At 61.7% G+C, this 25078-nt stretch carries 23 protein-coding genes and 1 pseudogene; 18 read left to right on the top strand and 6 right to left on the bottom strand.

All coding sequences use genetic code 11. From position 1 onward, the window contains the following. Positions 1-111: 111 nt before the first annotated feature. The 16 genes and pseudogenes from RGV59_RS06535 (at position 112) to RGV59_RS06460 (ending at position 16198) form a co-directional block, all read left to right on the top strand. Complete coding sequence (locus tag RGV59_RS06535) at positions 112-1605, top strand: acetyl-CoA hydrolase/transferase family protein (protein WP_017849055.1); 1494 nt, start codon at positions 112-114, stop codon at positions 1603-1605. A 316-nt stretch (positions 1606-1921) separates the two neighbouring features. After that, positions 1922-2137, top strand: a complete 216-nt coding sequence (locus tag RGV59_RS06530) for a DUF1127 domain-containing protein (protein WP_017849054.1) — start codon at positions 1922-1924, stop codon at positions 2135-2137. A 265-nt stretch (positions 2138-2402) separates the two neighbouring features. Then, positions 2403-2585, top strand: coding sequence for a DUF1127 domain-containing protein (locus tag RGV59_RS06525; protein WP_102618546.1), 183 nt, complete (start codon positions 2403-2405; stop codon positions 2583-2585). Between the two features lie 159 nt (positions 2586-2744). Continuing rightward, on the top strand, positions 2745-3065 hold the full coding sequence (locus RGV59_RS06520) for a DUF2388 domain-containing protein (protein WP_017849052.1): 321 nt from the start codon (positions 2745-2747) through the stop codon (positions 3063-3065). A gap of 106 nt (positions 3066-3171) precedes the next feature. Then, the gene (locus RGV59_RS06515; protein WP_026140292.1) at positions 3172-3480 is read left to right on the top strand and encodes a DUF2388 domain-containing protein; all 309 of its coding nucleotides are present in this window, start codon (positions 3172-3174) and stop codon (positions 3478-3480) included. A gap of 26 nt (positions 3481-3506) precedes the next feature. After that, positions 3507-3827 (top strand): DUF2388 domain-containing protein, encoded by a 321-nt coding sequence (locus tag RGV59_RS06510; RefSeq protein WP_017849050.1) that lies wholly within the window; start codon positions 3507-3509, stop codon positions 3825-3827. Next, positions 3824-5785 (top strand): DUF4105 domain-containing protein, encoded by a 1962-nt coding sequence (locus RGV59_RS06505; RefSeq protein WP_026140291.1) that lies wholly within the window; start codon positions 3824-3826, stop codon positions 5783-5785. Before RGV59_RS06510 ends, RGV59_RS06505 begins: the two co-directional genes overlap by 4 nt. A 311-nt stretch (positions 5786-6096) precedes the next feature. Further along, on the top strand, positions 6097-7404 hold the full coding sequence (locus RGV59_RS06500; protein ID WP_017849048.1) for a CitMHS family transporter: 1308 nt from the start codon (positions 6097-6099) through the stop codon (positions 7402-7404). Between the two features lie 64 nt (positions 7405-7468). Next, positions 7469-8236, top strand: coding sequence for a TerC family protein (locus RGV59_RS06495; RefSeq protein ID WP_017849047.1), 768 nt, complete (start codon positions 7469-7471; stop codon positions 8234-8236). A gap of 211 nt (positions 8237-8447) precedes the next feature. Then, complete coding sequence (locus RGV59_RS06490; RefSeq protein WP_017849046.1) at positions 8448-10106, top strand: Na/Pi cotransporter family protein; 1659 nt, start codon at positions 8448-8450, stop codon at positions 10104-10106. 57 nt (positions 10107-10163) lie between these two features. Continuing rightward, entirely contained in the window at positions 10164-11546 is a 1383-nt protein-coding gene (locus RGV59_RS06485) for a M16 family metallopeptidase (protein ID WP_126585927.1), read from the top strand. A 70-nt stretch (positions 11547-11616) separates the two neighbouring features. Further along, entirely contained in the window at positions 11617-12648 is a 1032-nt protein-coding gene (locus RGV59_RS06480) for a DUF5924 family protein (RefSeq protein WP_017849044.1), read from the top strand. A gap of 54 nt (positions 12649-12702) precedes the next feature. Beyond that, a pseudogene (locus tag RGV59_RS06475) lies at positions 12703-13850 on the top strand (MlaE family lipid ABC transporter permease subunit). Then, positions 13847-14650: an ABC transporter ATP-binding protein gene (locus RGV59_RS06470; RefSeq protein ID WP_017849042.1), complete on the top strand. Its 804-nt coding sequence runs from the start codon at positions 13847-13849 to the stop codon at positions 14648-14650. The pseudogene RGV59_RS06475 and the gene RGV59_RS06470 overlap by 4 nt, the downstream one beginning before the upstream one ends. A 1-nt stretch (position 14651) precedes the next feature. Then, the gene (locus RGV59_RS06465; protein ID WP_046381529.1) at positions 14652-15590 is read left to right on the top strand and encodes an MlaD family protein; all 939 of its coding nucleotides are present in this window, start codon (positions 14652-14654) and stop codon (positions 15588-15590) included. Beyond that, positions 15587-16198 carry an ABC-type transport auxiliary lipoprotein family protein gene (locus tag RGV59_RS06460; RefSeq protein ID WP_126585926.1) on the top strand — a complete coding sequence of 204 codons (612 nt, stop codon included), beginning with the start codon at positions 15587-15589 and terminating at the stop codon, positions 16196-16198. The genes RGV59_RS06465 and RGV59_RS06460 overlap by 4 nt, the downstream gene beginning before the upstream one ends. A gap of 103 nt (positions 16199-16301) precedes the next feature. On the opposite strand, the gene RGV59_RS06455 is transcribed toward RGV59_RS06460, so the two are convergent. The 5 genes from RGV59_RS06455 to RGV59_RS06435 form a co-directional block, all read right to left on the bottom strand. Further along, positions 16302-17531, bottom strand: coding sequence for a nucleoside recognition domain-containing protein (locus tag RGV59_RS06455; protein WP_017849039.1), 1230 nt, complete (start codon positions 17529-17531; stop codon positions 16302-16304). 95 nt (positions 17532-17626) lie between these two features. Further along, positions 17627-18958, bottom strand: coding sequence for a glutamate/aspartate:proton symporter GltP (gltP, locus tag RGV59_RS06450; RefSeq protein ID WP_017849038.1), 1332 nt, complete (start codon positions 18956-18958; stop codon positions 17627-17629). 729 nt (positions 18959-19687) lie between these two features. Then, complete coding sequence (locus RGV59_RS06445) at positions 19688-20155, bottom strand: inhibitor of vertebrate lysozyme family protein (protein ID WP_046381532.1); 468 nt, start codon at positions 20153-20155, stop codon at positions 19688-19690. A gap of 2 nt (positions 20156-20157) precedes the next feature. Continuing rightward, positions 20158-20322, bottom strand: coding sequence for a DUF1328 domain-containing protein (locus tag RGV59_RS06440; RefSeq protein WP_003170804.1), 165 nt, complete (start codon positions 20320-20322; stop codon positions 20158-20160). 79 nt (positions 20323-20401) lie between these two features. Continuing rightward, a complete protein-coding gene (locus RGV59_RS06435; protein ID WP_017849036.1) occupies positions 20402-20701 on the bottom strand; it encodes a hypothetical protein in 300 nt (99 codons plus the stop codon). A 376-nt stretch (positions 20702-21077) separates the two neighbouring features. On the opposite strand from RGV59_RS06435, the gene algB reads away from it, so the two are divergent. Beyond that, the gene (gene algB / locus RGV59_RS06430; protein ID WP_017849035.1) at positions 21078-22424 is read left to right on the top strand and encodes a sigma-54-dependent response regulator transcription factor AlgB; all 1347 of its coding nucleotides are present in this window, start codon (positions 21078-21080) and stop codon (positions 22422-22424) included. 10 nt (positions 22425-22434) lie between these two features. Further along, the gene (locus tag RGV59_RS06425; protein WP_102618542.1) at positions 22435-24222 is read left to right on the top strand and encodes a KinB sensor domain-containing domain; all 1788 of its coding nucleotides are present in this window, start codon (positions 22435-22437) and stop codon (positions 24220-24222) included. A 3-nt stretch (positions 24223-24225) separates the two neighbouring features. Here RGV59_RS06425 and RGV59_RS06420 read toward each other — a convergent pair whose 3' ends face one another. Then, on the bottom strand, positions 24226-25002 hold the full coding sequence (locus RGV59_RS06420; RefSeq protein WP_017849033.1) for an N-acetylmuramoyl-L-alanine amidase: 777 nt from the start codon (positions 25000-25002) through the stop codon (positions 24226-24228). Positions 25003-25078 lie beyond the last annotated feature (76 nt).

The following is a 25078-nucleotide window of genomic DNA, read 5'->3' as shown; positions in this document are numbered from 1 at the left end:
ACCGACCAAAGGCCCTAAATCGCTGCCCGGCATTCGACCATGGTAGCGGGCCGAAAACTTTTGAAATCACTAAACTGCGCACCTTGCCTCCGTATCTCGAGATAACAATCCATGTACCGTGATCGTATCCGCTTGCCTTCGCTGTTGAACAAGGTCATGAGCGCGGCTGATGCCGCCGCACTGATCGAGGACGGCATGACCGTCGGGATGAGCGGCTTTACCCGTGCGGGTGAAGCCAAGGCCGTCCCTCAAGCTCTGGCCGAACGTGCCAAGACGTCGCCGCTGAAAATCACCCTGATGACCGGCGCCAGCCTGGGCAACGATCTCGACAAGCAACTGACCGAAGCCGGCGTGCTGTCGCGACGCATGCCGTTCCAGGTCGACAGCACCCTGCGCAAGGCGATCAATGCCGGCGAGGTGATGTTCATCGACCAGCATTTGTCGGAAACCGTCGAGCAACTGCGCAACAACCAGCTCAAGCTGCCTGACATTGCCGTGATCGAAGCCGTTGCGATCACCGAACAAGGCCATATCGTGCCAACCACTTCCGTGGGCAACTCGGCCAGTTTCGCGATTTTCGCCAAGCAAGTGATCGTCGAGATCAACATGGCGCACAACCCGAACCTGGAAGGCCTGCACGACATCTACATCCCGACCTATCGGCCGACGCGCACGCCGATCCCGCTGGTAAAAGTCGACGACCGCATTGGCAGCACCGCGATCCCGATTCCGCCGGAGAAGATCGTCGCCATCGTGATCACCAACAAGGCTGACTCGCCTTCCACAGTGACGCCGCCGGACGCCGACACCCAAGGCATCGCCAGCCACCTGATCAACTTCCTCAAGCAGGAAGTGGACGCCGGCCGCATGACCAACAAGCTCGGCCCGCTGCAGGCCGGGATCGGCAACATCGCCAACGCCGTGATGTGTGGCTTGATCGATTCGCCGTTCGAAGACCTGACCATGTATTCGGAAGTGCTGCAGGACTCGACGTTCGACCTGATTGACGCCGGCAAGCTGAGCTTCGCCTCCGGCAGTTCGATCACCTTGTCGGAGCGGCGCAACAGCAACGTGTTCGGCAACCTGGAGCACTACAAGGACAAACTGGTGCTGCGTCCGCAGGAAATTTCCAACCACCCCGAAGTGGTTCGTCGCCTGGGCATCATCGCGATCAACACCGCGCTGGAGTTCGACATCTACGGCAACGTCAACTCCACGCACGTGTGCGGGACGCGGATGATGAACGGGATCGGCGGCTCGGGCGACTTCGCGCGTAACGCGCACCTGGCAATCTTCGTGACCAAGTCGATTGCCAAGGCCGGGGCGATTTCCAGCGTGGTGCCGATGGTCAGCCACGTCGACCACACCGAGCACGACGTCGACATCCTCGTGACCGAAGTGGGCCTCGCCGACTTGCGTGGCCTGGCGCCACGGGAGCGCGCACGGGTGATCATCGACAACTGCGTGCATCCGGACTATCGCGATGCGTTGAACAAATACTTCAACGCCGCTTGCGCGATTGGTGGCCACACCCCACACGTCCTGCGCGAAGCCCTGAGCTGGCACATTAACCTGGAAGAAACCGGGCACATGCTCAAGGATTGATCGATACACAACCGAGCTGATGCACACAGTTTCATCAGCTCGGTTGCATCATCCCCCTTTCTGGAAAAAACTGTACTGCTGTACTGGTCTTTTCCTACCGAAATATCCCACACCTCTCTTCTAAAATGCCATTTTTGCACTGTTTCAGTGCGGACAGGTACAGTTGCCCCATTTCCGTACAGTACAGCCGCTATAAACAGTTAACTGGCCCCTCACAATACAGGTGAACTGTATCTAGAGAGTCTTGCGCGGGAGGAGGATCATTGGCATCAGTTAAACCACTACCTAATCCCGCCACAAGCGGAAGGATGTCATCATGGAACGTACACTCAGTTCCGATCTGTTCTTCGAAGAAAAAGCTGTAAGCACCCAGGCTTCCTTGCCTCTGCGCGTTATCGCCAACCTGATGCTGTGGCAGCGCCGCATCTCCAGCCGCCATCAACTGGCTCGTCTGGATTCGCGTCTGCTGGCTGACGCCGGTATCAGCGAAGCACAACGCTACGAAGAGCTGAGCAAGCCGTTCTGGCGTTAATGAGCGCCCGCTGGCCCTGACCCACCGGGTCCACAGCCAGCAACCTGATTCGTTAAGCAAAGCCCGCCCCGGGTCACCGGAGGCGGGCTTTGTTGTGTCTGGGCCCGGGTGTTTTCGGCCCCGAACAGATAGCTTGCAAACCAACCAGTACAGTTCGATTATTATAACAATCGAGCAGTACAATTTAGCGCCGGTGTATCTGTATCGGTCGAAACGATCCGCTCAACATGGTCTTCCAAAAAAAAGACCCTGTAAGGCGCTCCCCATGCACCCACCAACCCCGCGCACCACGTTGTTACGCCGCATCGTCGCCACGCTCGCCAGGTGGCGGCAACAGGCCCGAGAACGACACCAACTGGCCCAGCTCGACCCTCGAGAGCTGTCCGACGCGGGTATCAGCCCCGGCGAGCGCCATGTCGAGCTGTCCAAGCCGTTCTGGCGTGACTAGACAGTCAAGGCGCTTTTCGAATGGACAGGCCGCGGCTTAATATCCGGTCACCACGTGGCGAACCGTGTAGAACGGGCGTCTGATGCTCAATGGCATCCACATCCGTTTCACAGTGGCCGCTGCGCGCGACCTTATTTGTTCATCTACAGGAGTAACCCCATGTCCCGTCTTCGCCTGCTGAGTGCCGCCGCCCTGTTGGCCCTCGCCGCCAACGCCCATGCGTCCAGCCTCATCGTGACGACCGACTCGATCGTCGGCGCATTGAAAGCCACCTCCGATGCCAGCTCCGATGCCACCTCCTCCCTGCGTGACAACAAGGTCGTGCGCGCCGCCCGTGACGACGCCGCCAGCTTCGTCGCCAGCCAAGGCGCCATTCGTGGGGTCAAACTGGAAAGCGCCCTGGCGCAGATCCGCCAGCAAGCGCCGCAACTGAGCGCTGCGACAGACGCACAACTGGCCCAGGCCATTCTGGCCATCTGAAAACCCGTCGGAACAAGGGCGCGCCAGCCGCTCCCGGATGCCTCGACGCTGGCTCTCGCCCGGGCATTGCGCTAGCCTTGGCGCTCGCTTTCAGTTGTCGAGTCCCATGGCTTTTTCATACCGCCTATTGCTGGTTCCCGTGATGTTTGCTGCTGGCTGGTCGCCATTGGCTTCGGCCTTTGATCTGTCCACCCAGAGCACTGTGGTGAGCGCTTATGCCACCAGCAAAGTGACCTCCGCGCCGTTTGACCGAAAGTGGGTGCTGGCCGCCCAGGATGACGCTGCCGCATTCATTGCCACTGACGGCCGATGGCGGGGGGCTCGGCTGGAATCAGCGCTGGATCGTCTGCGCCGCAGCCAACCAAAACTTAACGCCAGCGACCTTGAACTGGCGCAAGCAATTCTCGTCCAATAATCATCTTTGTATTTCGGAGTCATTCCATGCGTAGCCCGCTGATCGCCGCCGCTCTCGGCCTGCTGTTGTTGACCGATGTCGCCCACGCGCAGACCTTGAAGGCCACCAGTAACATCATCGTCCGCGCTTCCGCGCGCACCATTGATTTCACCTCGGACACCACCACCTCCATCCGCGACTCCAAAATCGTGCGCGAAGCCCACGATGACGCCGCCAGCTTCGTCGCCAGCAACGGCGAGATCCGTGGCGCACAACTCGAAGCCGCCTTCGACACCCTGCGCACCCGCGTGCCGGAAGCCCGTGATGCCAGCGACCAGACCCTCGCCGAAGCCATTCTCGCGCTGTGAGGCGTCTCATCGCCTGGCTCCTGGCCGGGGCTGTGCTGTTGTGTGCCGGCGCAGCCCAGGCCAGCCTGCAACTGCGGCTCATTACCGAAGGTTTGAGCCCAGCCGAACAGCAGGCCAGCCAGGCGTTGCTCGATGAAGCGCTGCGCTCACTGCCGCCGCGCTTCATCGAACAGTTGGACCGGCGCATCGATGTCGGCTGGACCGACAAGATGCCCGCCAACGCTTACGGCCAGGCCTCCCTGGTGTCCGAGCTGGACCTCAACCGCAACCTGCTCGCCAGCCTGACCGACGGCAGCGCCGCCACCCGCAAGACCAACCGCCCCCACGGCACCGTGCGCCGGGAAATGCTCGCCACCGTGCTGCATGAACTGACCCACATCTACGACCGTGCGCGCCTGTGGCCCAGCGACGAGCGCGCGCTGATCCGCCGCTGCAGCCGCCAGAACAGCATCACCGGCCTGGTCGGCCTGCCCGATCAATGCCGTGGCCAGAACGACCGCCGCTTCACCCTCAGCGACGACCCGCGCCTGCTCGACCTCGCCGGCTGGCCGCAATACGTCGGCCGCCGCGGTGAGCGCGAGCAGCACAACCGCCAGGTCGCGCGCAGCCCGGACCTCTACGAAACCAGCAGTCCACTGGAGTTCGTCGCGGTCAATATGGAATATTTCCTCCTCGACCCGAGCTACGCCTGCCGCCGCCCCGCGCTGTTCCGCTATTACAAGGAACACTTTGGCTGGGCGCCGCCCGCGCAAGACACCTGCGCCAAGACCTACGCCTTCCTCAACGCCGGCAACGATTTCGCCAAGACGCCCCTGGGCCATGTCGACCCGGAACGGGTCTACGAAATCGATTACCTGCTCGCCGAAGCCAACCAGAACCTGGTCAGTCGCTGGGGCCACAGCATGTTGCGCCTGGTGATCTGCGCGCCGGGGCGCCCTCGCGGCCCGGACTGTCGGCTGGATCTGGACCAGCATCTGGTGTTGTCCTACCGCGCCTTTGTCGGTGACGTACAACTGTCGAGCTGGGATGGCCTGGTGGGCAAGTACCCGTCACGGCTGTTCGTGTTGCCGCTGGCCCAGGTCATCGACGAGTACACCAAGACCGAATTGCGCGGCCTCGCCTCGGTGCCGCTGAAGCTGACGCGCCGGGAGATCGAGGACACCGTCGAACACGCGGCCGAAATGCACTGGAGCTACGACGGCAACTACTTCTTCCTGTCCAACAACTGCGCGGTCGAAGGCCTGAAACTGTTACGCAGCGGCAGCGCCAACCCGAAACTGACCGGTCTGGACAACATCACGCCCAATGGGCTGCTGGAGGTCCTGCAGGCGCGCGGCCTGGCCGATACCAGCGTGTTGAACGACAAGCGCGAGGCGCTGCGCCTGGGCTATCACTTCGACTCGTTCCGCGAGCGCTACCAAGCGATGTTCGACGTGCTGCGCAAGCGCCTGCCGATCCAACAGACCCAGGTCGAAGACTGGCTGTCCCTGAGCGCGCAAGAGCGCCGCCACTGGTTCGAGCAGGCCGACCTGCGCACCAGCGCCGCATTACTGCTGCTGGAACAGGCAAGCTTTCGCAAACAATTGATGCTGGCCCAGGACGAAGTCAAACAACGCTACCTCGGCGCCCGCGAGCTGAAGAACGGCGGCATGGAGAAAGCCAACGCCACCTTGCAACAAATCCTCGCCAACAGCGGCTTCCTCAGCCGCCCGGCAGAACTGCTGGGCAGCGGTGGCTACGGCTTGCCGCAACCTTCGGAGTCCAAGCGGCTGGAATCGGAAAGTGCCGAGCGCCAGAAACAGCTGCAATCCCTGACCGGCGAACTGGATAAAGAGGTGAGGGCGCTGCTGGACCCGTCCCGCGCCGCCGAGATTGCCGCGTGCGAAGCCAACCTCAAGCAGATTGGCGAACATCTGCGCAAACTGCACAAAGCAGCGGGCGGCCTCGAACTGCCCTGAAAGTTTGCGCATACACCAGCTGAATGTGGGAGCAAGCCCCCTCCCACATGTTGATCTGCGCAGGCCTGGAGACCGTGTGTCATTTCCACCTCACCTGTTTGATCAACGAAAGCTGGCTGAAAGCTTACGCGTCTAGGATCGCCCCCACTGCCGGCAACAGACCGGCTGTTAACAACAACAATGGTGATTCCCGATGTCCGCCCGTTCCCGCCTGTTCGCCCCCACTCCACCCGTAAGCCTCGTGCCTCTCGTTCTGCGCTGACCCCACCCGGTTCGCCATTCCTTAGCCGCGCTACGCCTGGAGTATTCCTATGCTGACTTTCCTTGGCTTTGCCATGGTCATCACGTTCATGTTCCTGATCATGACCAAGCGCCTGTCCGCGCTGATCGCCCTGATCATCGTGCCGATTCTGTTCGCGCTGTTCGGCGGTTTTGCGCCGAAGATCGGCCCGATGATGCTCGAAGGCATCACCAAGCTCGCGCCAACCGGCGTGATGCTGATGTTCGCCATCCTCTACTTTGCCCTGATGATCGACTCCGGCCTGTTCGACCCGGCCGTGCGCAAGATCCTCAAGATGGTCAAGGGCGACCCGCTGAAAGTCTCGGTCGGCACCGCCGTGCTGGCCTTGGTGGTGTCCCTCGACGGTGACGGTGCCACCACCTACATGATCTGCGTGGCCGCGATGCTGCCGCTGTACCAGCGCATCGGCATGAGCCCACGGATCATGGCCGGCCTGATCATCCTCGCCGGTGGCGTGATGAACATGACGCCCTGGGGCGGCCCGACCGCTCGCGCCGCGAGTGCGCTGCACGTGGACCCGTCAGACATCTTCGTCCCGATGATCCCGGCCATGGCCGCCGGCGTGGTCGCGATCCTGGTGATCGCTTATATGTATGGCAAGCGCGAACGTGCGCGCCTGGGTGAACTGCACCTGCAGGGCGACGAGATCGACCACAGCGAAATCAGCGTGTCGCAATACCCGGATGCCCGCCGTCCGAAGCTGATCTGGTTCAACGGCGTGCTGACCCTGGCGCTGATGTGTACGTTGATCGCCGGCCTGTTGCCACTGCCGGTGCTGTTCATGGTGGCGTTCAGTATCGCAATGATCGTCAACTACCCGTGCCTGCAACAGCAGAAAGACCGCGTCGCCGCCCATGCCGGCAGCGTACTGGCCGTGGTGGGGTTGATCTTCGCTGCAGGGATTTTCACCGGCATCCTGTCGGGCACCGGCATGGTCGACGCCATGTCCAAGAGCCTGCTGGCGGTCATTCCAGAAGCCCTGGGCCCTTACCTGGCGGTGATCACCGCGCTGGTGAGCATGCCGTTCACCTTCTTCATGTCCAACGATGCGTTCTACTATGGCGTACTGCCGGTGCTGGCAGAAGCCGCCAGTCACTATGGCATCACCGCCGTAGAAATGGCCCGCGCCTCCATCGTCGGCCAACCCGTACACTTGCTCAGCCCGTTGGTGCCATCGACTTACCTGCTAGTGGCCCTGGCCGGTATCGAATTCGGCGATCACCAGCGCTTCACCCTGAAGTGGGCAGTGCTGGTGTGCCTGTGCATAATGTTCGCGGCGTTGCTGATGGGGATTTTTCCGCTGTTCAGCACTCTATAATCGTACCGACTCACCGCGCGGCGCTGCAGCTGGCGCGGTTTAACACTCGCTTAAAGGAATACACATGGAATGGCTGACCAATCCGGAAATCTGGATTGCCTTCTTCACCCTGACGGCCCTCGAGATCGTTCTGGGCATCGATAACATCATCATGATTTCGATCCTGGTCAGCCGCATGCCCAAGCATATGCAGGCACGTACCCGGATCTTCGGCCTGGCCCTGGCCATGGTCACGCGAATCCTGTTGCTGCTGTCCATCACTTGGGTCATGCGCCTGACCGACGACCTGTTCGTGGTCTTCGGCCAGGGCATTTCCGGGCGCGACCTGATCCTGTTCTTCGGTGGTTTGTTCCTGCTGTGGAAAAGCTCCCAGGAGATGTACCACGCCCTGGAAGGTGAAGACGAAACCCACGAAGAGCCCAAAGGCGCCGGTGGCAAGTTCATCTACACCATCATCCAGATCGCGATCATCGACATCGTGTTCTCCCTGGACTCGGTGATCACTGCCGTCGGCATGGTGTCCCACGTACCGGTGATGATCGCGGCGATCGTGGTCGCGGTGCTGGTGATGATGGCCGCGGCCGGCACCATCAGTGACTTCATCGACAAGCACCCGTCGCTGAAGATGCTGGCGCTGTCGTTCCTGGTCGTGGTGGGTACCGTGCTGATCGCCGAATCCTTCGACGTGCATGTGCCTAAAGGCTACGTCTACTTCGCCATGGCGTTCTCGCTGGCGGTGGAAGCGGTGAACATCAAGATGCGTACCGCCATCGCGAAAAAGAAGAAACAGCAGGACCCTGTGAAACTGCGCAAGGACATTCCGGGTCAATAATCTTGATCCGCTGCTGAAATGGGGCGTTCGCGCCCCATTTTTTCATCTGCACAAAACTGACTTCATGACAGTTTTGTTTCAAACCCGACTTTAGCTATGCGATGCTGGCGCACAGCCCTTTCGCCAACTACAGCTTAAGTACAAGACGTAGAACGGCACGCGGCAATTCTCATTGGCTCCTGTTGGAGCCCACCCACACGGGGGGCCGAGCATGCTGACCTTGCTCAATCTGCTTTCCGCCGTGACCCTGCTGATCTGGGGCACGCATATCGTCCGTACCGGCATCCTGCGGGTCTACGGTTCCAACCTGCGCCACGTCATCGGGCAAAACATGTCCAAGCGCTGGCTGGCGTTCGTCGCCGGTATCCTGGTGACGGCCATGGTGCAGAGCAGCAACGCCACCGCCATGCTGGTCACATCGTTTGTCGGCCAGGGACTGATGGGGCTGATGCCTGCCCTGGCGACCATGCTCGGCGCCGACGTCGGGACGGCGCTGATGGCCCGGGTGCTCACCCTGGACCTGTCCTGGTTGTCGCCGCTGCTGATCTTTCTCGGGGTGATCTTCTTCCTCTCGCGCAAGCAGACACGGGCCGGGCAACTGGGTCGGGTCGGAATCGGCCTCGGGCTGATCATCCTCGCCCTGCAATTGATCGTCGAAGCCGCCGGGCCGATTACCCACGCGCAGGGCGTGAAGGTGCTGTTCGCCTCACTGACCGGCGACATCCTGCTCGATGCGCTGGTCGGCGCGTTGTTCGCGATGATTTCCTACTCCAGCCTCGCCGCCGTACTGCTGACCGCCACCCTGGCCGGCGCCGGACTGATCGGCTTGCACGTGGCCATCGGCCTGGTGATCGGCGCCAACATCGGCAGCGGCGTGCTCGCCTTCCTCAGCACCAACATGCAGAACGCCGCCGGACGCCAGGTGGCCCTGGGCAGCCTGTTGTACAAATTGATCGGCCTGTTGCTGATCATCCCGGTGCTCGACCCGCTCGTGTTGTGGATGGACGGCCTGGATTACAGCGCCCAAGGCATGGTCATCAGCTTCCACCTGCTCTACAACGTCAGTCGCTGCCTGATCCTGCTGCCGAGCATCGGCCCGATGGCCCGGGTCTGCGCGTGGTTGCTGCCCGAACGGGAAGAGGCCAACGGCAAGGCCACGCCGCGCCACCTGGACCTCGCCGCCCTGGCCACGCCAAGCCTGGCGCTGGCCAACGCGGTGCGGGAAACCCTGCGCCTGGGCGACCTGATCGACAACATGCTCACCGCGATGCTCGAAGTGCTGCGCGGCAAACAGACGGCCATCACCCAGGAAATGCGCAGCCTCAGCGACGACGTCGAGGCGCTCTACAGCGCGATCAAGCTCTACCTGGCGCAAATGCCCCGCGAAGACCTCAGCGAACAGGACAACCGCCGCTGGGCCGAGATCATCGAGCTGTCGATCAACCTGAAACTGGCCGGCGACCTGATCGAACGCATGCTGCGCAAAGTCCAGCAGCAGAAAACGTCCCAGCGTCGCCAGTTCTCCGAAGTGGGCCTGGAAGAACTCACCGGCCTGCACAGCCAACTGATTGCCAACCTGCGCCTGGGCCTGTCGGTATTCCTCAGTGCCGACCCGGAAAGCGCGCGCCAATTGCTGCGCGAGAAACGCCGCTTCCGCGCCCAGGAGCGGCGCCTGGCCCATGCCCACGTCAGCCGCCTGCAACGCAAGATCGTACAGAGCCTGGAGACCAGTTCCCTGCATTTGGAACTGATTGCCGACATGAAACGCTTGAACTCATTGTTTTGCAGCAGTGCTTATGTAGTCTTGGAAACGTCCGACACCGGCGCGCTGTCCGCCGAAGATATTGCCGACATCACACATTCGCCCTGAACGTAAGACGGCCGCTGAAGTCAGTTAACACTGACCTCACTCGCCAGGAAGCCAGTTATGCGTCGCCTGTTACTCGCCTGCCTGCTCATGGGCTCTGCACATGCCTTTGCCTTTGACCGCCTGCACGTCGAGGGTTACACCTTGCCCAACGGCCTGCAGCTGCTGCTCAAACCGGGCACCGAACGCGGGCATGTGGCGATTCGCCTGGTGGTCGGCGTGGGCCTGGATGACTTCCGCTGCGAAGACAAGGAACTGCCGCACCTGCTCGAACACTTGTTGTTCAGCGGTATCGACGGCGGCGGCGAAGGCGACCTCGAAGAACGCATGCAAGCCCTGGGCGGCGAGTGGAACGCCTACACCAGCAACGCCGACACCACCTTCGTGATCGAGGCGCCCGCGCAAAACCAGCGCAAGGTCCTGGACCTGCTGCGGGCGATCCTCACCCGCACCGAACTGACCGATGCCCATATCAATGCCGCCAAGCAGGTGGTCGAGCGCGAAGACGGCGGCCATTACTCGCACCTGCAACGCCTGCTGGACCGCCAGGACCTGGGCCACACCGCCAGCAACCAATTGGCGGTCGAACTGGGCCTCAAGTGCGCCGAACGCGCCGAGGCCGGCCAGTTGACCCGCGACCAGTTGGAGCAACTGCGCAAAAACTGGTACGCCCCCAACAACATGACGCTGATCATCGTCGGCGACCTCGACAAACTGCTGCCGGCCTATCTGGAACGCACTTATGGCCAACTTGTCCCGGTCGAGCCCACCGAGCATCTGGCCCTGCCGGAAATCCAGCACGCCGCCGCCAACCGCCGCGACCTGATCCATGGCTGGGTCGGCAACGGCGCCAAACTGCACTGGTTGTTCCCCGAGCCGGTACTCGACGACCAGCATGACGAAACCTACAACCTGCTCAAGGACTACCTCGACTGGGCGCTGTATCGCCAACTGCGCCTCAAGCACGCTTTGTCCTACGGCCCGTGGAGCGAACGCGAAGTGCTCGGCGGCGTCGGTTTCCTCAGCCTGAATGCCGACCTCGAACGGGAAAACCTCGCCGAAGCCGAACAGGTGTTGCAAGACCTCACGGCCCAACTGCTCAAGGACGGCCTCGACCCGGCGGCATTCGCCCGCCTGCAAAACGCCGCCATCGCACGCCAGGCCTGGGCCGTGCAGGGCAACAGCGCGCTGGCCGACTATTACTGGAGCGCCTCGGGCGACTACGACAACGGCCACTTCAGCGACCCGGTCAAACGCATCAAGGCCGTGAGCCTGGCGCAGACCAACCAGGCCATGCGCGAACTCTTCAAGCAGCCGGGCTACTGGCGCATCGAGAAACCGCTGCTGAGCTACGACATGCTGAACTGGATCGGCGCCGGTGTGCTCGGGCTGATCGCGATTGGAGTGATCGGCGTGCGCAGTTATCGCAAACGGATCGCGTAATGAGGCACCGCACCCAGGGCTAAGACGTTATTCTGTCTGGGATTTTTCCTACAAAGACTGTGACCGCCGAATGCCGAACCTGAACCACTACATCCAGCGCATCCTCGAACTGATGAAGCGCTACCCAGGGGTGATTGCACTCGGCGGTTTCATCTCGGGGGTGAGCAGCTTCATCCTGGTGGACCGCCAGCAGGGCATGGCCAGCTGGATCGCGGTGATCATGCTGGTGAGCTGGCTGTGGCTGATGCTGGAAAACAGCTTTACCCAGCTGTTCACCAAACTCTTCAAGCGCGAGATCCCCGAACCGCTGCTGCGCTACGCCACCCAGATGATCCACCAGGAAAGTCTGTTTTTCGTGCTGCCGTTCTTTTTCATCACCACCACCTGGAACAGCGGCCAATCGATCTTCACCGGGCTGCTCGGCGCGGCGGCGCTGGTGTCGATCACCGACCCGCTGTACTACAAGTGGCTGGCGCCCAAACGCTCGCTGTTCCTCGCCTTGCACACCTTGACCCTGTTCGCCGCGCTGCTCACCGCGCTGCCGATCATCCTGCACCTGACCACCGCCGAGAGTTACAAGCTGGCCCTCGGCGTGGCCATGGTCCTGTCGATCCCGAGCCTGGCCGTAAGCCTGCCGCTGCGCAGCGTCAAAGGCTGGGCGATGTTGCTCGGGGTCACGGCCGCGATTGGCTGCGCCGGATGGTTCCTACGCAGTTGGGTTCCACCGGCCACCTTGTGGATGACCGAAGTGGCGATCAGCACCCAGTTGCAAGACCGCACACCCGGCGACGATCTCAAAGAGGTCAGCGCCGCCCAACTGCGCAGCGGCGGGCTGTATGCCTATACCGCGATCAATGCCCCGCGCGGGCTGGATGAGCGGATCTACCATGTGTGGAAATTCAACGGCCAGGAAGTCGACCGCATCGCCCTGGATATCCACGGCGGGCGCAAGGAAGGCTACCGCGCCTGGACCCACAAGCAGAACTTCCCGGCCGACTCCGTGGGGCGCTGGCAAGTCCGGGTGCTGACCGAGGACGGGCAGGTGATCGGTGTGCTGCGCTTCAAAGTGACTGACACAGCACAAACGGACAACCCAAAGTAAGCTGTATCGTGTTATTACGTAGGCATTGTGGATAGCCAGACAAGCTCGGAGCTTATGACCACTCGTACCTCGGCCGGCACAGCCCACCTCGATACGTCCACCGCCCCCCGTTACTCAGGATTACGGGGGACTGGACGCTTGCCCACTACACAAACCTGAAAAAACTGTCGGACAAACTCGACGGCCAATACGACGCCGGTGCCCGCATCGACCTCAATGGCCTCGGTGCCCTCGACACAGCCGGCGCCTCACTGTTGGTGGAGCTGCTGGGCCCGGACCGCATCGAGCAATCCGCCGAGCAGACCGATTGCAGCCTGTCCGCCGCCGACCGCGCGCTGCTCAAGACTGTCTACCGCTCCCTGAACGATTTCTGCGTACCGGAAAAAGCGCCGGAAGAAGCCGCCGGCATCCAGTTACTGGCGCGCATCGGTGCCGCGGTGGACACAGTGTGGCTGGACAGCAAGCAACTGCTGGGCTTTATCGGCCTGATCCTGGAAACCTTCGCCCGCAGCATTTTCCGGCCCAAGCGCTGGCGCGTGACGCCGATGGTTGCGCATATCGAACAGACCGGCCTCGACGCCGCGCCCATCGTCGCCTTGCTGACGTTTCTGGTGGGCGCCGTGGTGGCATTCCTCGGCGCCACGGTACTCAAGAGCTTTGGCGCGACGATTTTCACCGTGGACCTGGTGGCGTTCTCCTTCCTACGGGAATTCGGCGTCTTGCTCACCGCGATCCTGATCGCCGGCCGCACCGCCAGTGCCTTTACCGCACAGATCGGCTCGATGAAGGCCAACGAAGAAATCGACGCGATCCGCACCCTGGGCCTGGACCCGATGGAGTTGCTGGTATTGCCTCGGGTACTGGCACTGCTGGTGTCGCTGCCGATGCTGACGTTCCTGGCGATGCTCTCGGGGATTGTCGGCGGCGGGGTGGTGTGTGCGCTGACCCTGGATATTTCGCCGGCGATGTTCCTCTCGCTGCTGCAGTCGGACATTGGCGTGAAGCATTTCCTGGTGGGCATGGTGAAAGCGCCGTTCTTCGCCTTCCTGATCGCCGCCATCGGTTGCCTGGAAGGCTTCAAGGTCAGCGGCAGCGCCGAGTCGGTCGGCGCCCATACCACCTCCAGCGTGGTGCAATCGATTTTTGTGGTGATCGTGCTGGATGCGGTCGCCGCGCTGTTCTTCATGGAGATGAGCTGGTGAGTCGCCGACCCCGAGCGCCCAGCGAGGCGGTGATCGAAGTCCGTGGGCTGTGCAATCGCTTTGGCAGCCAGAGCGTGCATGAAAACCTCGACCTGGATCTGTACAAGGGCGAAATCCTCGCCGTGGTCGGCGGTTCCGGCAGCGGCAAGTCGGTGCTGCTGCGCAGCATCGTCGGCCTGCGCCGGCCCAGCGCAGGCGAGGTGCGGGTATTCGGCAAGGACTTGTCGAACCTGCCAGAGCATGAGCGCTCCCTGGTGGAACGACGCTTTGGCGTACTGTTCCAGAAGGGCGCGCTGTTTTCCTCGCTGACGGTGACCGAGAACGTCGCGCTGCCGCTGATCGAACACGCCGGCCTGAGCCGCGCCGACGCCGAGCACCTGGCTGCGGTCAAACTGGCCCTGGCCGGGTTGCCGTTGTCGGCGGCCGACAAATACCCGGCGTCGCTGTCCGGCGGCATGATCAAGCGTGCAGCCCTGGCCCGCGCCCTGGCGCTGGACCCGGACATCCTGTTCCTCGACGAACCCACCGCCGGGCTCGACCCGATCGGCGCCGCGCAATTCGACCAACTGATCCTGACCCTGCGCGATGCGCTGGGCTTGAGTGTGTTCCTGGTCACCCATGACCTGGACACGCTGTACACCATCACCGACCGCGTGGCGGTGCTGGCACAGAAGAAAGTGCTGGTGGCCGATGCCATCGATGTCGTCTCGGAAACCGACGACGCCTGGATTCACGAATATTTCCACGGCCCCCGGGGCCGCGCGGCATTGGATGCCGCTCAACCGCTCAACGAGGTATGACATGGAAACCCGAGCCCATCATGTGATGATCGGTCTGTTCAGTGTGATTGTGGTGGTCGGCGCGATGCTGTTCGGCCTGTGGCTGGCCAAGTCCAGCGTCGACACCGCGTTCCAGGATTACGAAGTGATTTTCAACGAGGCGGTCAGCGGCCTGTCCCAGGGCAGCTCGGTGCAGTATAGCGGGATCAAGGTGGGCGATGTCATCAGCCTGCGCCTGGACCCCAAAGACCCGCGCCGCGTGCTCGCGCGCATCCGCCTCTCCGGGCAGACGCCGATCAAGGAAGACACCCAGGCCAAACTGGCGCTGACCGGCATCACCGGCACATCGATCATCCAGCTCAGCGGTGGCACACCGCAAAGCCCGAAACTCAAGGGCAAGGACGGCAACCTGCCGGAGATCATTGCCTCGCCATCGCCAATCGCGCGGTTGCTGACCAACAGCAACGACCTGATGACCAGCATCAACCTGCTGCTGCACAACGCCAACGAAATGTTCTCCGCGCAGAATGTCGAGCGCATCAGCAACACCCTGGACCACCTGGAACAAACCACCGGCGCGATTGCCGAGCAGCGCGGTGATATCAAGGTGGTGATGCAGCAACTGATGCAGGTCAGCAAGCAGGCCGGTGCCGCCCTGGAGCAGACCACTGCGCTGATGCGCAATGCCAACGGCCTGCTCAACGATCAAGGCAAGCAGGTCTTTGGCAGCGCCGAACAAGCGATGAAATCCCTTGAGCAAAGCACCGCGACCATCAATACCTTGCTGACCGATAACAAGGACTCGGTGAACAGCGGCATGCAGGGCCTCAACGAACTGGCGCCGGCCGTGCGCGAACTGCGCGAAACCCTCGGTTCGCTGCGCGCCATCTCCCGCCGCCTGGAAGCCAACCCCAGCGGTTACCTGCTGGGCAGCGACAAGAACAAGGAGTTCACGCCATGAAGCGTGCTTACCAACTGATCGCCCCCGTGGCCCTGGCGCTGGTCAGCGCGTGCTCGATCCTGCCCAAGCCCGATCCGTCCGACGTCTATCGCCTGGCCTCGGCCCCGGCGACCACCCAAGCGGCGCCGGTAGCCTGGTCGCTGCGCGTGACCAAGCCGCAGACCAGCGAGTTCCTCGACAGCTCGCGCATTGCCGTGGTGCCCCAGGGTGATCTGATCAGCAGCTACGCCAACTCACGCTGGAGCGACCCGGCGCCGGTGCTGCTGCGTAACCGCTTCATGGATGGCTTCCAGCGCGATGGCCGGGTGACACTGCTGAGCAGCGACGAGACCAACCTGCAGGCCGACTACGAGTTGGGCGGGCAATTGCAGGCGTTCCAGAGCGAATACCGCGGCAATGCGGTGGAAGTGGTGATCCGCCTGGATGCGCGGCTGGTGCGCGGCAGTGATCAGCGGATCATTGCCAGCCGCCGGTTTGAAGTGCGCCAGCCGGTCAGCGACAACAAAGTGCCGGCGGTGGTGGCCGGGTTTGGGCAGGCGGGGGATCAGTTGAACAAGCAGGTGGTGGATTGGGTGGTGGCGCAGGGCAACACTGCACCGAAGCGCTGAGGGCCTTATCGGGAGCAAGCTCCCTCCCACAGTTGACCGCGTTTCGCCAGGATGAATACGGTTGAATGTGGGAGGGAGCTTGCTCCCGATAGCTATCCAAGCCTTAACCGAAAAACCAGTAGCACACCGCAATCGCCGCCACCACACCAGCAAACTCCGCCAGCAATGCACAACCCACCGCATGCCTTGCCCGCTGAATGCCCACCGAGCCGAAATACACCGCCAACACATAGAAGGTGGTCTCGGTACTGCCCTGAACCGTCGCCGCCACCAATGCCGGGAAGCTGTCGACGCCCTGGGTCTGCATGGTCTCGATCAACATCGCCCGTGCGGCACTGCCGGAGAACGGCTTGACCATCGCGGTCGGCAGCGCGTCGACGAAGCGCGTGTCCAGGCCGGTCCAGGCCACCACATGACGAATGCCTTCCAGGCCAAAGTCCAGCGCGCCGGACGCACGCAACACGCCCACCGCGCAAAGCATCGCCACCAGGTATGGCAGCAGGTTCTTGGCGACGTCGAAGCCTTCTTTGGCCCCTTCGACAAACGCCTCGTACACCTTCACCTTGCGCAACGCGCCGACCAGCAGGAACAGCATGATCAGGCCAAACAGCGTCAGGTTGCCGAGGATCGACGACAGCCCGGCCAGCGCCGTGGCGGACAAGGTCGCCAGCAATGCCATGAAGCCGCCCAGCAGCAGTGCGCCCGGGATCAAATAGGCCAGCACCACCGGGTCCCACAGCCGCAGGCGCTGCATCACCGCCACCGAGAGCAAGCCCGTCAGGGTCGACGCGCTGGTGGCCAGCAGGATCGGCAGGAACACCAGCGTCGGGTCGGCCGCGCCTTGCTGGGCGCGGTACATGAAGATGGTCACCGGCAACAGCGTCAGCGAGGACGCGTTGAGCACCAGGAACAGAATCTGCGCGTTACTCGCGGTATTGGGGATCGGGTTGAGTTCCTGCAACGCCTTCATGGCTTTCAGGCCGATGGGCGTGGCGGCGTTGTCCAGGCCCAGGCCGTTGGCGGCGAAGTTGAGGGTGATCAGGCCGATGGCCGGGTGGCCGGCCGGCACTTCCGGCATCAGCCGGCGGAACAGGGGGCCCAGGGCCTTGGCCAACCAATTGACGATCCCGGCTTTTTCGGCGATGCGCAAAAACCCCAGCCATAACGTCAGGGTGCCGAACAGCAACACCATGACCTCCACCGACAATTTGGCCATGGCGAAAATGCTTTCCACCATCGCCGCAAAAATCCCAGCGTTACCGCCCACCAGCCATTGCGCCAGTGCTGACACCATTGCCACGACAAAGAAGCCAAGCCACAGGCCATTGAGCATCAGTTGAATCCCCCGAAAGATGGGGCGAATGATAGCGGGGCTGGCAGAAACGACAAACCCCGGATTTCCCGGGGTTTGTTCGCATCAGGCTGGCCTCAGCCGCGGCTGGTCTCACCGACCGGCAGCACTTGCTTGGTGCGCCAGTGCGGCAGGGAGTTCCAGTAGCGCTCGCCCTTGGCATCGTCGTACATGCCTTCCCAACGGGAGATGACCAGTACCGCCAGGGCGTTGCCGATCACGTTGAGCGCGGTACGCGCCATGTCCATGACGCGGTCGACACCGGCAATGAACGCCAGGCCTTCCAACGGAATGCCCACGCTGCCCAGCGTCGCCAGCAACACCACGAAGGACACGCCCGGCACACCGGCGATGCCCTTGGAGGTGACCATCAGCGTCAGCACCAGCATCAGTTGCTGGCCGACCGACAAATCAATGCCATACAGCTGGGCGATAAAGATCGCCGCGATGCTCTGGTACAGGGTCGAACCATCGAGGTTGAACGAATAACCGGTCGGCACCACGAAGCTGCAGATGGCCTTCGGCGCGCCGTAGGCTTCCATCTTCTCGATCACACGCGGCAGCACGGTTTCCGAACTGGCGGTGGAGTAGGCCAGCACCAGCTCATCCTTGAAGATACGCATCAGCTTGATCACCGAGAAGCCGAACAGGCGTGCGATCAGGCCCAGGACCACAAAGGCGAAGAACAGGATGGCGACGTAAACCAGAATCACCAGCTTGGCCAGTGGCAGCAGGGAAGCGAAGCCGAAGTTGGCGACGGTCACCGCGATCAGCGCGAACACACCGATAGGCGCGTATTTCATGATCATGTGGGTGACTTTGAACATGCTCTCGGACACGCCCTGGAACATCGTCACCAACGGTTCGCGCAGCTCAGGCTTGAGGCTCGACAGGCCCAGGCCGAACAGCACGGAGAAGAAGATGATCGGCAGCATCTCGCCACGCGCGACGGCGGCAAAGATGTTCGACGGGATCAGGTTGAGGATGGTCTGGACGAACGCATGCTCATGCTGCACTTCCGCCGCGGTCGCCTGGTACTTGGAGATGTCCACGGTACCCAGCGTACTCATGTCGATGCCCGCACCGGGGTGGAACACGTTGGCCAGCAACAGGCCGACCACGATGGCGATGGTGGTGACGATTTCGAAGTAAAGGATGGTTTTGACACCGATGCGCCCGAGCTTTTTCGCGTCACCGACACCGGCAATGCCGACGATCAGCGAAGAAATCACAATCGGGATCACGATCATCTTGATCAGGCGGATAAAGATATCGCCCGCTGGCTGCAGCACATTACTGATCCACCAGGCCTTTTCAGCACTGAAATGGTTGAGCACGGCACCGATTGCGATACCCAGCACCAAACCGATGAGGATCTGCCAGGCGAGGCTTAGCTTTGCCTTCTTCATGTCATTACCCTTACTTCAAGTGAACTTAAGGCAAATGCGCCAGCTGCAACGCCCGGAAGCGAAAAAGTGTGTGCATCTGCCTCCGTAGAAGGTCACCGCCGCATGGCCGAAATGGCTTACTGGCAGGCGAAAAAAGGCGCAACTATTCCCATGCAAGGAGGCGACGTCTAATGCCGTAAACGCCTACCCTATGCCGAATCGGCATGGCTTTTTTTAAGAATAACTGTCCGAACGGTCAGTTCAAATGCGACATTTTGCCCGGTGAATATGCCGTGAACCGGTCAAATCAGGCTCGCTCAGAGATTCAGGACAACCTGGGAGCGTTGGCAAAAATGCCCGTGCTTTCAGCGGTACATTGACTGAAATGTCCTATGGCGCGGGCAAAATTTTCTCGATAGATGGTCGCCCCGACATACCCAGTAATGATTGGGCTCGGGCGAAAAGAAGACTCTCGGCTATGAGCGGCATAAGAGGCGGGGATGAACGTCATAAGCGCGCCGCAAGTCCAGCAAGCTCGAGAGCGTGTGGACTTGCGTCGCAGCTTTTCACCTGACCCGGCCCTTGCGCAGGCACTCCCTGTCCCCGTAGGTCGCGCCGATCGCGAAGGATCAGAGCAACCCGGCCCCCTGGTCATGCATCACCCTTGGCGAGCGATGCAAACAGAAAGAAGCGCACAGGCTTCTTTCTATGGACGCCGGTCCCGTAGACGACAAATGCATCAGACGGAACCTAGTACCAATTCGGATCTTTCTTAAGCTGCTCCATCAGCAGCTTTTGCATGCCTGCGTCCGGCTTACCGATAAACCGGTAATCGGCGTGCCGGGTCGGGGATTTGTCCGCCGGCAGGCCGGCCGGGACTTCCACCAACATGGCGTAGGCATCTTCCTTGTCGTAACTGAAGGCGACGATCAGGCGCTTGTTTCGGCAGGTGTCTGCGGTTTCGCAGAGCGGCCCGACCAAGTACTTGTCGCCACCTTCTTCGACGGCATTCATTTGCTCGGCGGCGCCGGACAGGTTCATGACCCATTCCGGCAGGCGCTCTTCTTTCTTCACCACGCTTTGCCAGGTTTCACGGTACTGCGGGTCCGCGCCGAGCAATTCGTTGGCGCGGCTCTGGCCGTCGTGAGCGGCCATCGCCAAGCCGCTGCCGCCCAGGAGCAGGACGGCAGCCATGGTTTTGAGGGACAAACGGGTCATATTCAGCCTCGGCCACGACGACCAAAGAAGAACGAAGCGATGAACATCACCAGGAAGACCACAAACAGGATCTTGGCGATACCCGTGGCGGTGCCCGCGATACCACCGAAGCCCAGGACTGCAGCCACAATGGCGATGATCAGAAATGTGATTGCCCAACTCAACATGGTGATTCTCCTTACGCTTTTATAGGGGGTGACAGCGGTACTGCCGTGCAATCGCTCAACTCAAGCGACCTTTTATTGCCTAGAACACCCAACGTTCCTGGGATGGCAGTTCATTCAGGGCAGACGCCTGGTCAACCATCCGCAGTTGGGGAACGGTTACATCGGCAGAAACGCTGCCAACGGAACGGCTATCAATGGAACGAAAGTGGGTCTGGGTCATCGCCGGACGTTCGAAATGCGGGGTTTGCTGCTGACTCTGCTGCCAATGCTGCAGTTGCTGGCCGCCAATCAACGTGACCATCAAGGCCAGGCTGGCGAACAGGCCTTGTTGCAAGCGCAGTGGCGATACATGCAGTGAGCTGAGGCTTGGGCGAGTCATGCTGCTTTCTCCCGCATTTTGATTATTCGTTAGGAGAGCTATTGCAGAGCGCATGCCAGTTTTTTTACAAAATAATATTCAACTAAATCAATCAGTTAGATATATGCGACCGGAGCAAAGCCCAGCATCCTGCACGATGGCCGCCTGGGCGCCGTGCGAAATGCACGATCGCCAGCGGTCGGATCGACGGATAGAAAACCCATCGTGCGTTGCCGAAGTGGCAAGAAGGCATGAAAACGCCATTGGGCGCAGGCTTTGTAGGAATGCAGGCAGATAGCTGCACGACGTTGCGTTTTATCGATCAGAATGAACCATGCAACTTGCCCGATTATTCCGGGACTAAACACCATCATTCATATTAAGGAGCGCGGGACAGATGGAATCAGCCAAGGAACTTCAAGGCCGCATTCTTTTGGTGGACGACGAATCCGCAATCCTTCGTACCTTCCGTTATTGCCTGGAAGATGAGGGCTACACCGTAGCCACCGCCAACAGCGCCGCCCAGGCCGATGCCTTGATGCAACGCCAGGTGTTCGACCTGTGCTTCCTCGACCTGCGCCTGGGCGAGGACAACGGCCTGGATGTGTTGGCGCAGATGCGTATCCAGGCGCCGTGGATGCGCGTGGTGATTGTGACCGCGCATTCCGCCGTCGACACCGCCGTGGATGCCATCCAGGCCGGCGCGGCTGATTATCTGGTCAAACCGTGCAGCCCCGACCAACTGCGCCTGGCCACCGCCAAACAGCTGGAAGTGCGCCAGCTCTCCGCGCGCCTGGAAGCACTGGAAGGCGAAGTGCGCCAACCGAAAGACGGTCTCGACTCCCACAGCCCGGCGATGATGGCGGTGCTGGAAACTGCGCGCCAAGTGGCCGGGACTGACGCCAACATCCTCATCCTCGGCGAGTCCGGCACCGGTAAAGGCGAGCTGGCGCGGGCCATTCATGGCTGGAGCAAGCGCTCGAAGAAATCCTGCGTCACCATCAACTGCCCGTCGCTGACGGCGGAGCTGATGGAAAGCGAACTGTTCGGCCATAGCCGCGGAGCCTTTACCGGCGCCAGCGAAAGCACCTTGGGCCGGGTCAACCAGGCGGATGGCGGCACGCTGTTTCTCGACGAGATCGGCGATTTTCCCCTCACTCTGCAACCCAAGTTGCTGCGTTTTATCCAGGACAAGGAATACGAGCGCGTGGGCGACCCGGTCACCCGGCGCGCCGATGTACGCATCCTCGCGGCCACCAACCTGAATCTCGAAGACATGGTGCGCGACGGCCGCTTCCGCGAAGACTTGCTGTACCGCCTCAACGTCATCACCTTGCACCTGCCGCCGTTGCGCGAACGCAGCGAAGACATCCTGGCCTTGGCCGACCGCTTCCTCGCCCGCTTCGTCAAGGAATACGCGCGACCGGCGCGGGGCTTCAGCGATGAGGCACGCGAAGCGCTGCTCAACTACCGCTGGCCGGGCAATATCCGTGAGCTGCGCAACGTGGTGGAGCGCGCGAGCATTATCTGCCCGCAGGAAAAAGTCGAAATCAGCCACCTCGGGATGGCCGAACAGCCGACCAACAATGCCCCCCGTATCGGTGCAGCGTTGAGCCTGGACGAGCTGGAAAAAGCGCATATCGGCGCGGTACTTGCCACCAGCGACACCCTGGATCAGGCGGCCCGCACCCTGGGCATCGACGCGTCGACGCTGTACCGCAAACGCAAACAGTACAACCTGTGAGCGGCACCCTATGAAGTTAGCGATGACATTGCGCACTCGGTTATTCCTGAGTATCTCAGCGCTGATCACCGTCGCCCTGCTGGGGTTGATCCTGGGCCTGGTGAGCGTGATGCAGATGGCCAAGACCCAGGAGTCGTCGATCCGCAGCAACTTCATCACCCTCGACCTGGGACTCAAACTGCGCCAGAGCCTGGGCGATCAGTTGATGATGATGCTCGAACAGCGCCCCAATCCCGAGGCGCTGCAAGCGTCCGAACAGCGTTACTTCGAGCTGCTCGACCAAGGCATTGCGCATGAACAGCGCGACGGGAACAGCAGCGGTTTCAGCCGGGCCCGGGCCGACTATCAGCGCTTCCTGGCGGCTTTTGACGAGTCTCAACAAGCGTCCCCACCGCCCGGCAGCAAAGAGAAAATCACCGAAACCTTCAATGTCCTGCGCAACGGCCTGATCGCCGAGCACAAGCAGGCCTTGGAAAACATCAGCGCCAGCGAACATAAATCCCGCGAGCGCGCCTTGTTGATCGCCGGGCTGCTGGGGTTGGTTGGCCTCGCGGTGTTGATCATCGGTTTTGTTACCGCCCATGGCATCGCCCGACGGTTTGGCGGGCCGATCGAAGCACTGGCCAAGGCCGCCGACAAGATCGGGCAAGGCGATTTCGAAGTGACCCTGCCCATTTCTTCGGCAGCGGAAATGAACCAACTGACCCGACGCTTCGGCATCATGGCCGAAGCCTTGCGCCAGCATCAGGCAACCAATATCGATGAGTTGCTCGCCGGCCAGCAGCGCCTGCAAGCGGTGCTCGACAGTATCGACGACGGCCTGTTGATGATTGACCGGCAAGGCCGCCTGGAGCACCTCAACCCAGTGGCACAGCGCCAGTTGGGCTGGGACGAGGAACGTCTCGGCCAGGGCCTGGGCGAGGCGCTGGGTCGCCCGGAAATGGACGATCAGTTGCAACTGGTGCTGCGCGGCGGCAGCCTGGAGCGCGCGCCGGACGACCTGGAAGTGGAAGTCGAGGGCGAACTGCGCCTGCTGACCTACAGCCTGACGCCGGTGAGCCACACCCAGGGGCATATCCTCGGTGCCGTGATGGTGCTGCATGACGTCACCGAACAGCGCGCCTTTGAACGGGTACGCAGCGAGTTCGTGTTGCGCGCCTCCCACGAATTGCGCACGCCGGTGACCGGCATGCACATGGCCTTCGGCTTGTTCCGCGAACGCGCGAAGTTTCCCGCGGAGTCCCGTGAAGCGGACCTGCTGGATACGGTCAATGAAGAAATGCAGCGCCTGATGCAGTTGATCAATGACCTGCTCAACTTTTCGCGCTACCAGAACGGCATGCAAAAACTCACCCTGGCCCCGTGCGATGTCACCGACCTGCTGGAGCACGCACGGGCGCGCTTTGCCGAGCCGGCGAATGCACAACACATCGAACTGCTGGTAGAAGCCCAGCCCGACCTGCCTCGGCTGTATGCCGACCAGGCGCAACTGGAACGCGTGCTCGACAACCTGTTGGGCAACGCCCTGCGCCATACCGCCGAGGGCGGGCAGATCCGTCTGCAGGCACGACGCCATGGCGAGCGGGTGATCATCAGCGTCGAGGACAACGGCGAAGGTATCGCCTATGGTCAACAAGGGCGCATCTTCGAACCCTTCGTGCAGGTGGGCCGCAAGAAAGGCGGCGCCGGCCTGGGGCTGGCGCTGTGCAAGGAGATCGTGCAACTGCACGGCGGCCGCATGGGCGTGTATTCGCGGCCGGGGCAGGGCACGCAGTTCTACATGGCGTTGCCGCTGTAGCAATTAACGCCGGTCGAGGGCACGCAGGATCGCGGCACTCTCGGCATCCGGCGTGCCATCGAACAGCGCAGGGCGGAAGTGCATCTGGAACGCGGCGAGCACATGGCGCGTGGCGACGTCCAGCTCACCGGTCTGCGGCGTCTGGTAGCCCAGGTGCGCCAACGCTTCCTGGAACCAAGTGATGCTCGGCAGGTCCGTGGCGTACTGCGCCTGGAAGCGTGCCACTGCCTGCGCGTCGGGCCAGACGCCCAAGCCTTTCTCGGCCAGGCGCTTCCATGGGAACAACGGCCCCGGGTCCAGCTTGCGCAGCGGCGCGATGTCGCTGTGACCGATGATGTTTCTGGGGTCGATGCCGTTGCGCGTGCTGATGTCCTTGAGCAACACCTCCAGGGATTTCACCTGCGCTTCGGAATACGGGTACCACACGCGGCCCGTCGGCGTGTCGCGGAACCCCGGGTTGACGATCTCGATCCCGATGGAGCTGGAGTTCAGCCAGGTGCGGCCCATCCACTCGCTTTCCCCGGCATGCCAGGCGCGCTGGCTTTCATCCACCAGCTTGTAGATGGTGCCCGAAGCGTCGTCGCCGATCAGGTAATGGCTGCTGACCTGACCATGGGTCAGCAGCGCCAGGGAGCGTTCGAGGTTGGTCGAGGTGTAATGGACGACCACGAACTGCACGCGGTTGTCATGGTTGACCGAAGGGTGGCTGGTATCCAGGCGCGGGCCGCTGGCGCAGCCGCTGAGCAGGAGGAACACAAAGGCGAAGTACACGGATTTCATGGCGGATAACGTTACGCTGAAGACGATAATGCAACAGTGTAACGTACCGTTTGTGGCCCGAACGTCAAATTACAAA

The organism is Pseudomonas sp. FG1, from assembly GCF_034313875.1.
GTDB lineage: Bacteria > Pseudomonadota > Gammaproteobacteria > Pseudomonadales > Pseudomonadaceae > Aquipseudomonas > Aquipseudomonas veronii.
The sequence above is the reverse complement of the archived record's forward strand: the minus strand, read 5'-3'. Positions and strand labels throughout refer to the sequence as shown.

Bases quoted from the DNA above. Each gene is read 5' to 3' on its own strand.
- RGV59_RS06495 (WP_017849047.1), top strand. From the start codon at position 7,469: ATGGAATGGCTGACCAATCCGGAAATCTGGATTGCCTTCTTCACCCTG.
- RGV59_RS06485 (WP_126585927.1), top strand. From the start codon at position 10,164: ATGCGTCGCCTGTTACTCGCCTGCCTGCTCATGGGCTCTGCACATGCC.
- algB (WP_017849035.1), top strand. From the start codon at position 21,078: ATGGAATCAGCCAAGGAACTTCAAGGCCGCATTCTTTTGGTGGACGAC.
- RGV59_RS06455 (WP_017849039.1), bottom strand. From the start codon at position 17,531: ATGCTCAATGGCCTGTGGCTTGGCTTCTTTGTCGTGGCAATGGTGTCA.
- RGV59_RS06425 (WP_102618542.1), top strand. From the start codon at position 22,435: ATGAAGTTAGCGATGACATTGCGCACTCGGTTATTCCTGAGTATCTCA.
- RGV59_RS06460 (WP_126585926.1), top strand. From the start codon at position 15,587: ATGAAGCGTGCTTACCAACTGATCGCCCCCGTGGCCCTGGCGCTGGTC.
- RGV59_RS06445 (WP_046381532.1), bottom strand. From the start codon at position 20,155: ATGACCCGTTTGTCCCTCAAAACCATGGCTGCCGTCCTGCTCCTGGGC.
- RGV59_RS06500 (WP_017849048.1), top strand. From the start codon at position 6,097: ATGCTGACTTTCCTTGGCTTTGCCATGGTCATCACGTTCATGTTCCTG.
- RGV59_RS06510 (WP_017849050.1), top strand. From the start codon at position 3,507: ATGCGTAGCCCGCTGATCGCCGCCGCTCTCGGCCTGCTGTTGTTGACC.
- RGV59_RS06480 (WP_017849044.1), top strand. From the start codon at position 11,617: ATGCCGAACCTGAACCACTACATCCAGCGCATCCTCGAACTGATGAAG.
- RGV59_RS06535 (WP_017849055.1), top strand. From the start codon at position 112: ATGTACCGTGATCGTATCCGCTTGCCTTCGCTGTTGAACAAGGTCATG.
- RGV59_RS06515 (WP_026140292.1), top strand. From the start codon at position 3,172: ATGGCTTTTTCATACCGCCTATTGCTGGTTCCCGTGATGTTTGCTGCT.
- RGV59_RS06420 (WP_017849033.1), bottom strand. From the start codon at position 25,002: ATGAAATCCGTGTACTTCGCCTTTGTGTTCCTCCTGCTCAGCGGCTGC.
- RGV59_RS06525 (WP_102618546.1), top strand. From the start codon at position 2,403: ATGCACCCACCAACCCCGCGCACCACGTTGTTACGCCGCATCGTCGCC.
- RGV59_RS06440 (WP_003170804.1), bottom strand. From the start codon at position 20,322: ATGTTGAGTTGGGCAATCACATTTCTGATCATCGCCATTGTGGCTGCA.
- gltP (WP_017849038.1), bottom strand. From the start codon at position 18,958: ATGAAGAAGGCAAAGCTAAGCCTCGCCTGGCAGATCCTCATCGGTTTG.
- RGV59_RS06435 (WP_017849036.1), bottom strand. From the start codon at position 20,701: ATGACTCGCCCAAGCCTCAGCTCACTGCATGTATCGCCACTGCGCTTG.
- RGV59_RS06520 (WP_017849052.1), top strand. From the start codon at position 2,745: ATGTCCCGTCTTCGCCTGCTGAGTGCCGCCGCCCTGTTGGCCCTCGCC.
- RGV59_RS06530 (WP_017849054.1), top strand. From the start codon at position 1,922: ATGGAACGTACACTCAGTTCCGATCTGTTCTTCGAAGAAAAAGCTGTA.
- RGV59_RS06465 (WP_046381529.1), top strand. From the start codon at position 14,652: ATGGAAACCCGAGCCCATCATGTGATGATCGGTCTGTTCAGTGTGATT.
- RGV59_RS06490 (WP_017849046.1), top strand. From the start codon at position 8,448: ATGCTGACCTTGCTCAATCTGCTTTCCGCCGTGACCCTGCTGATCTGG.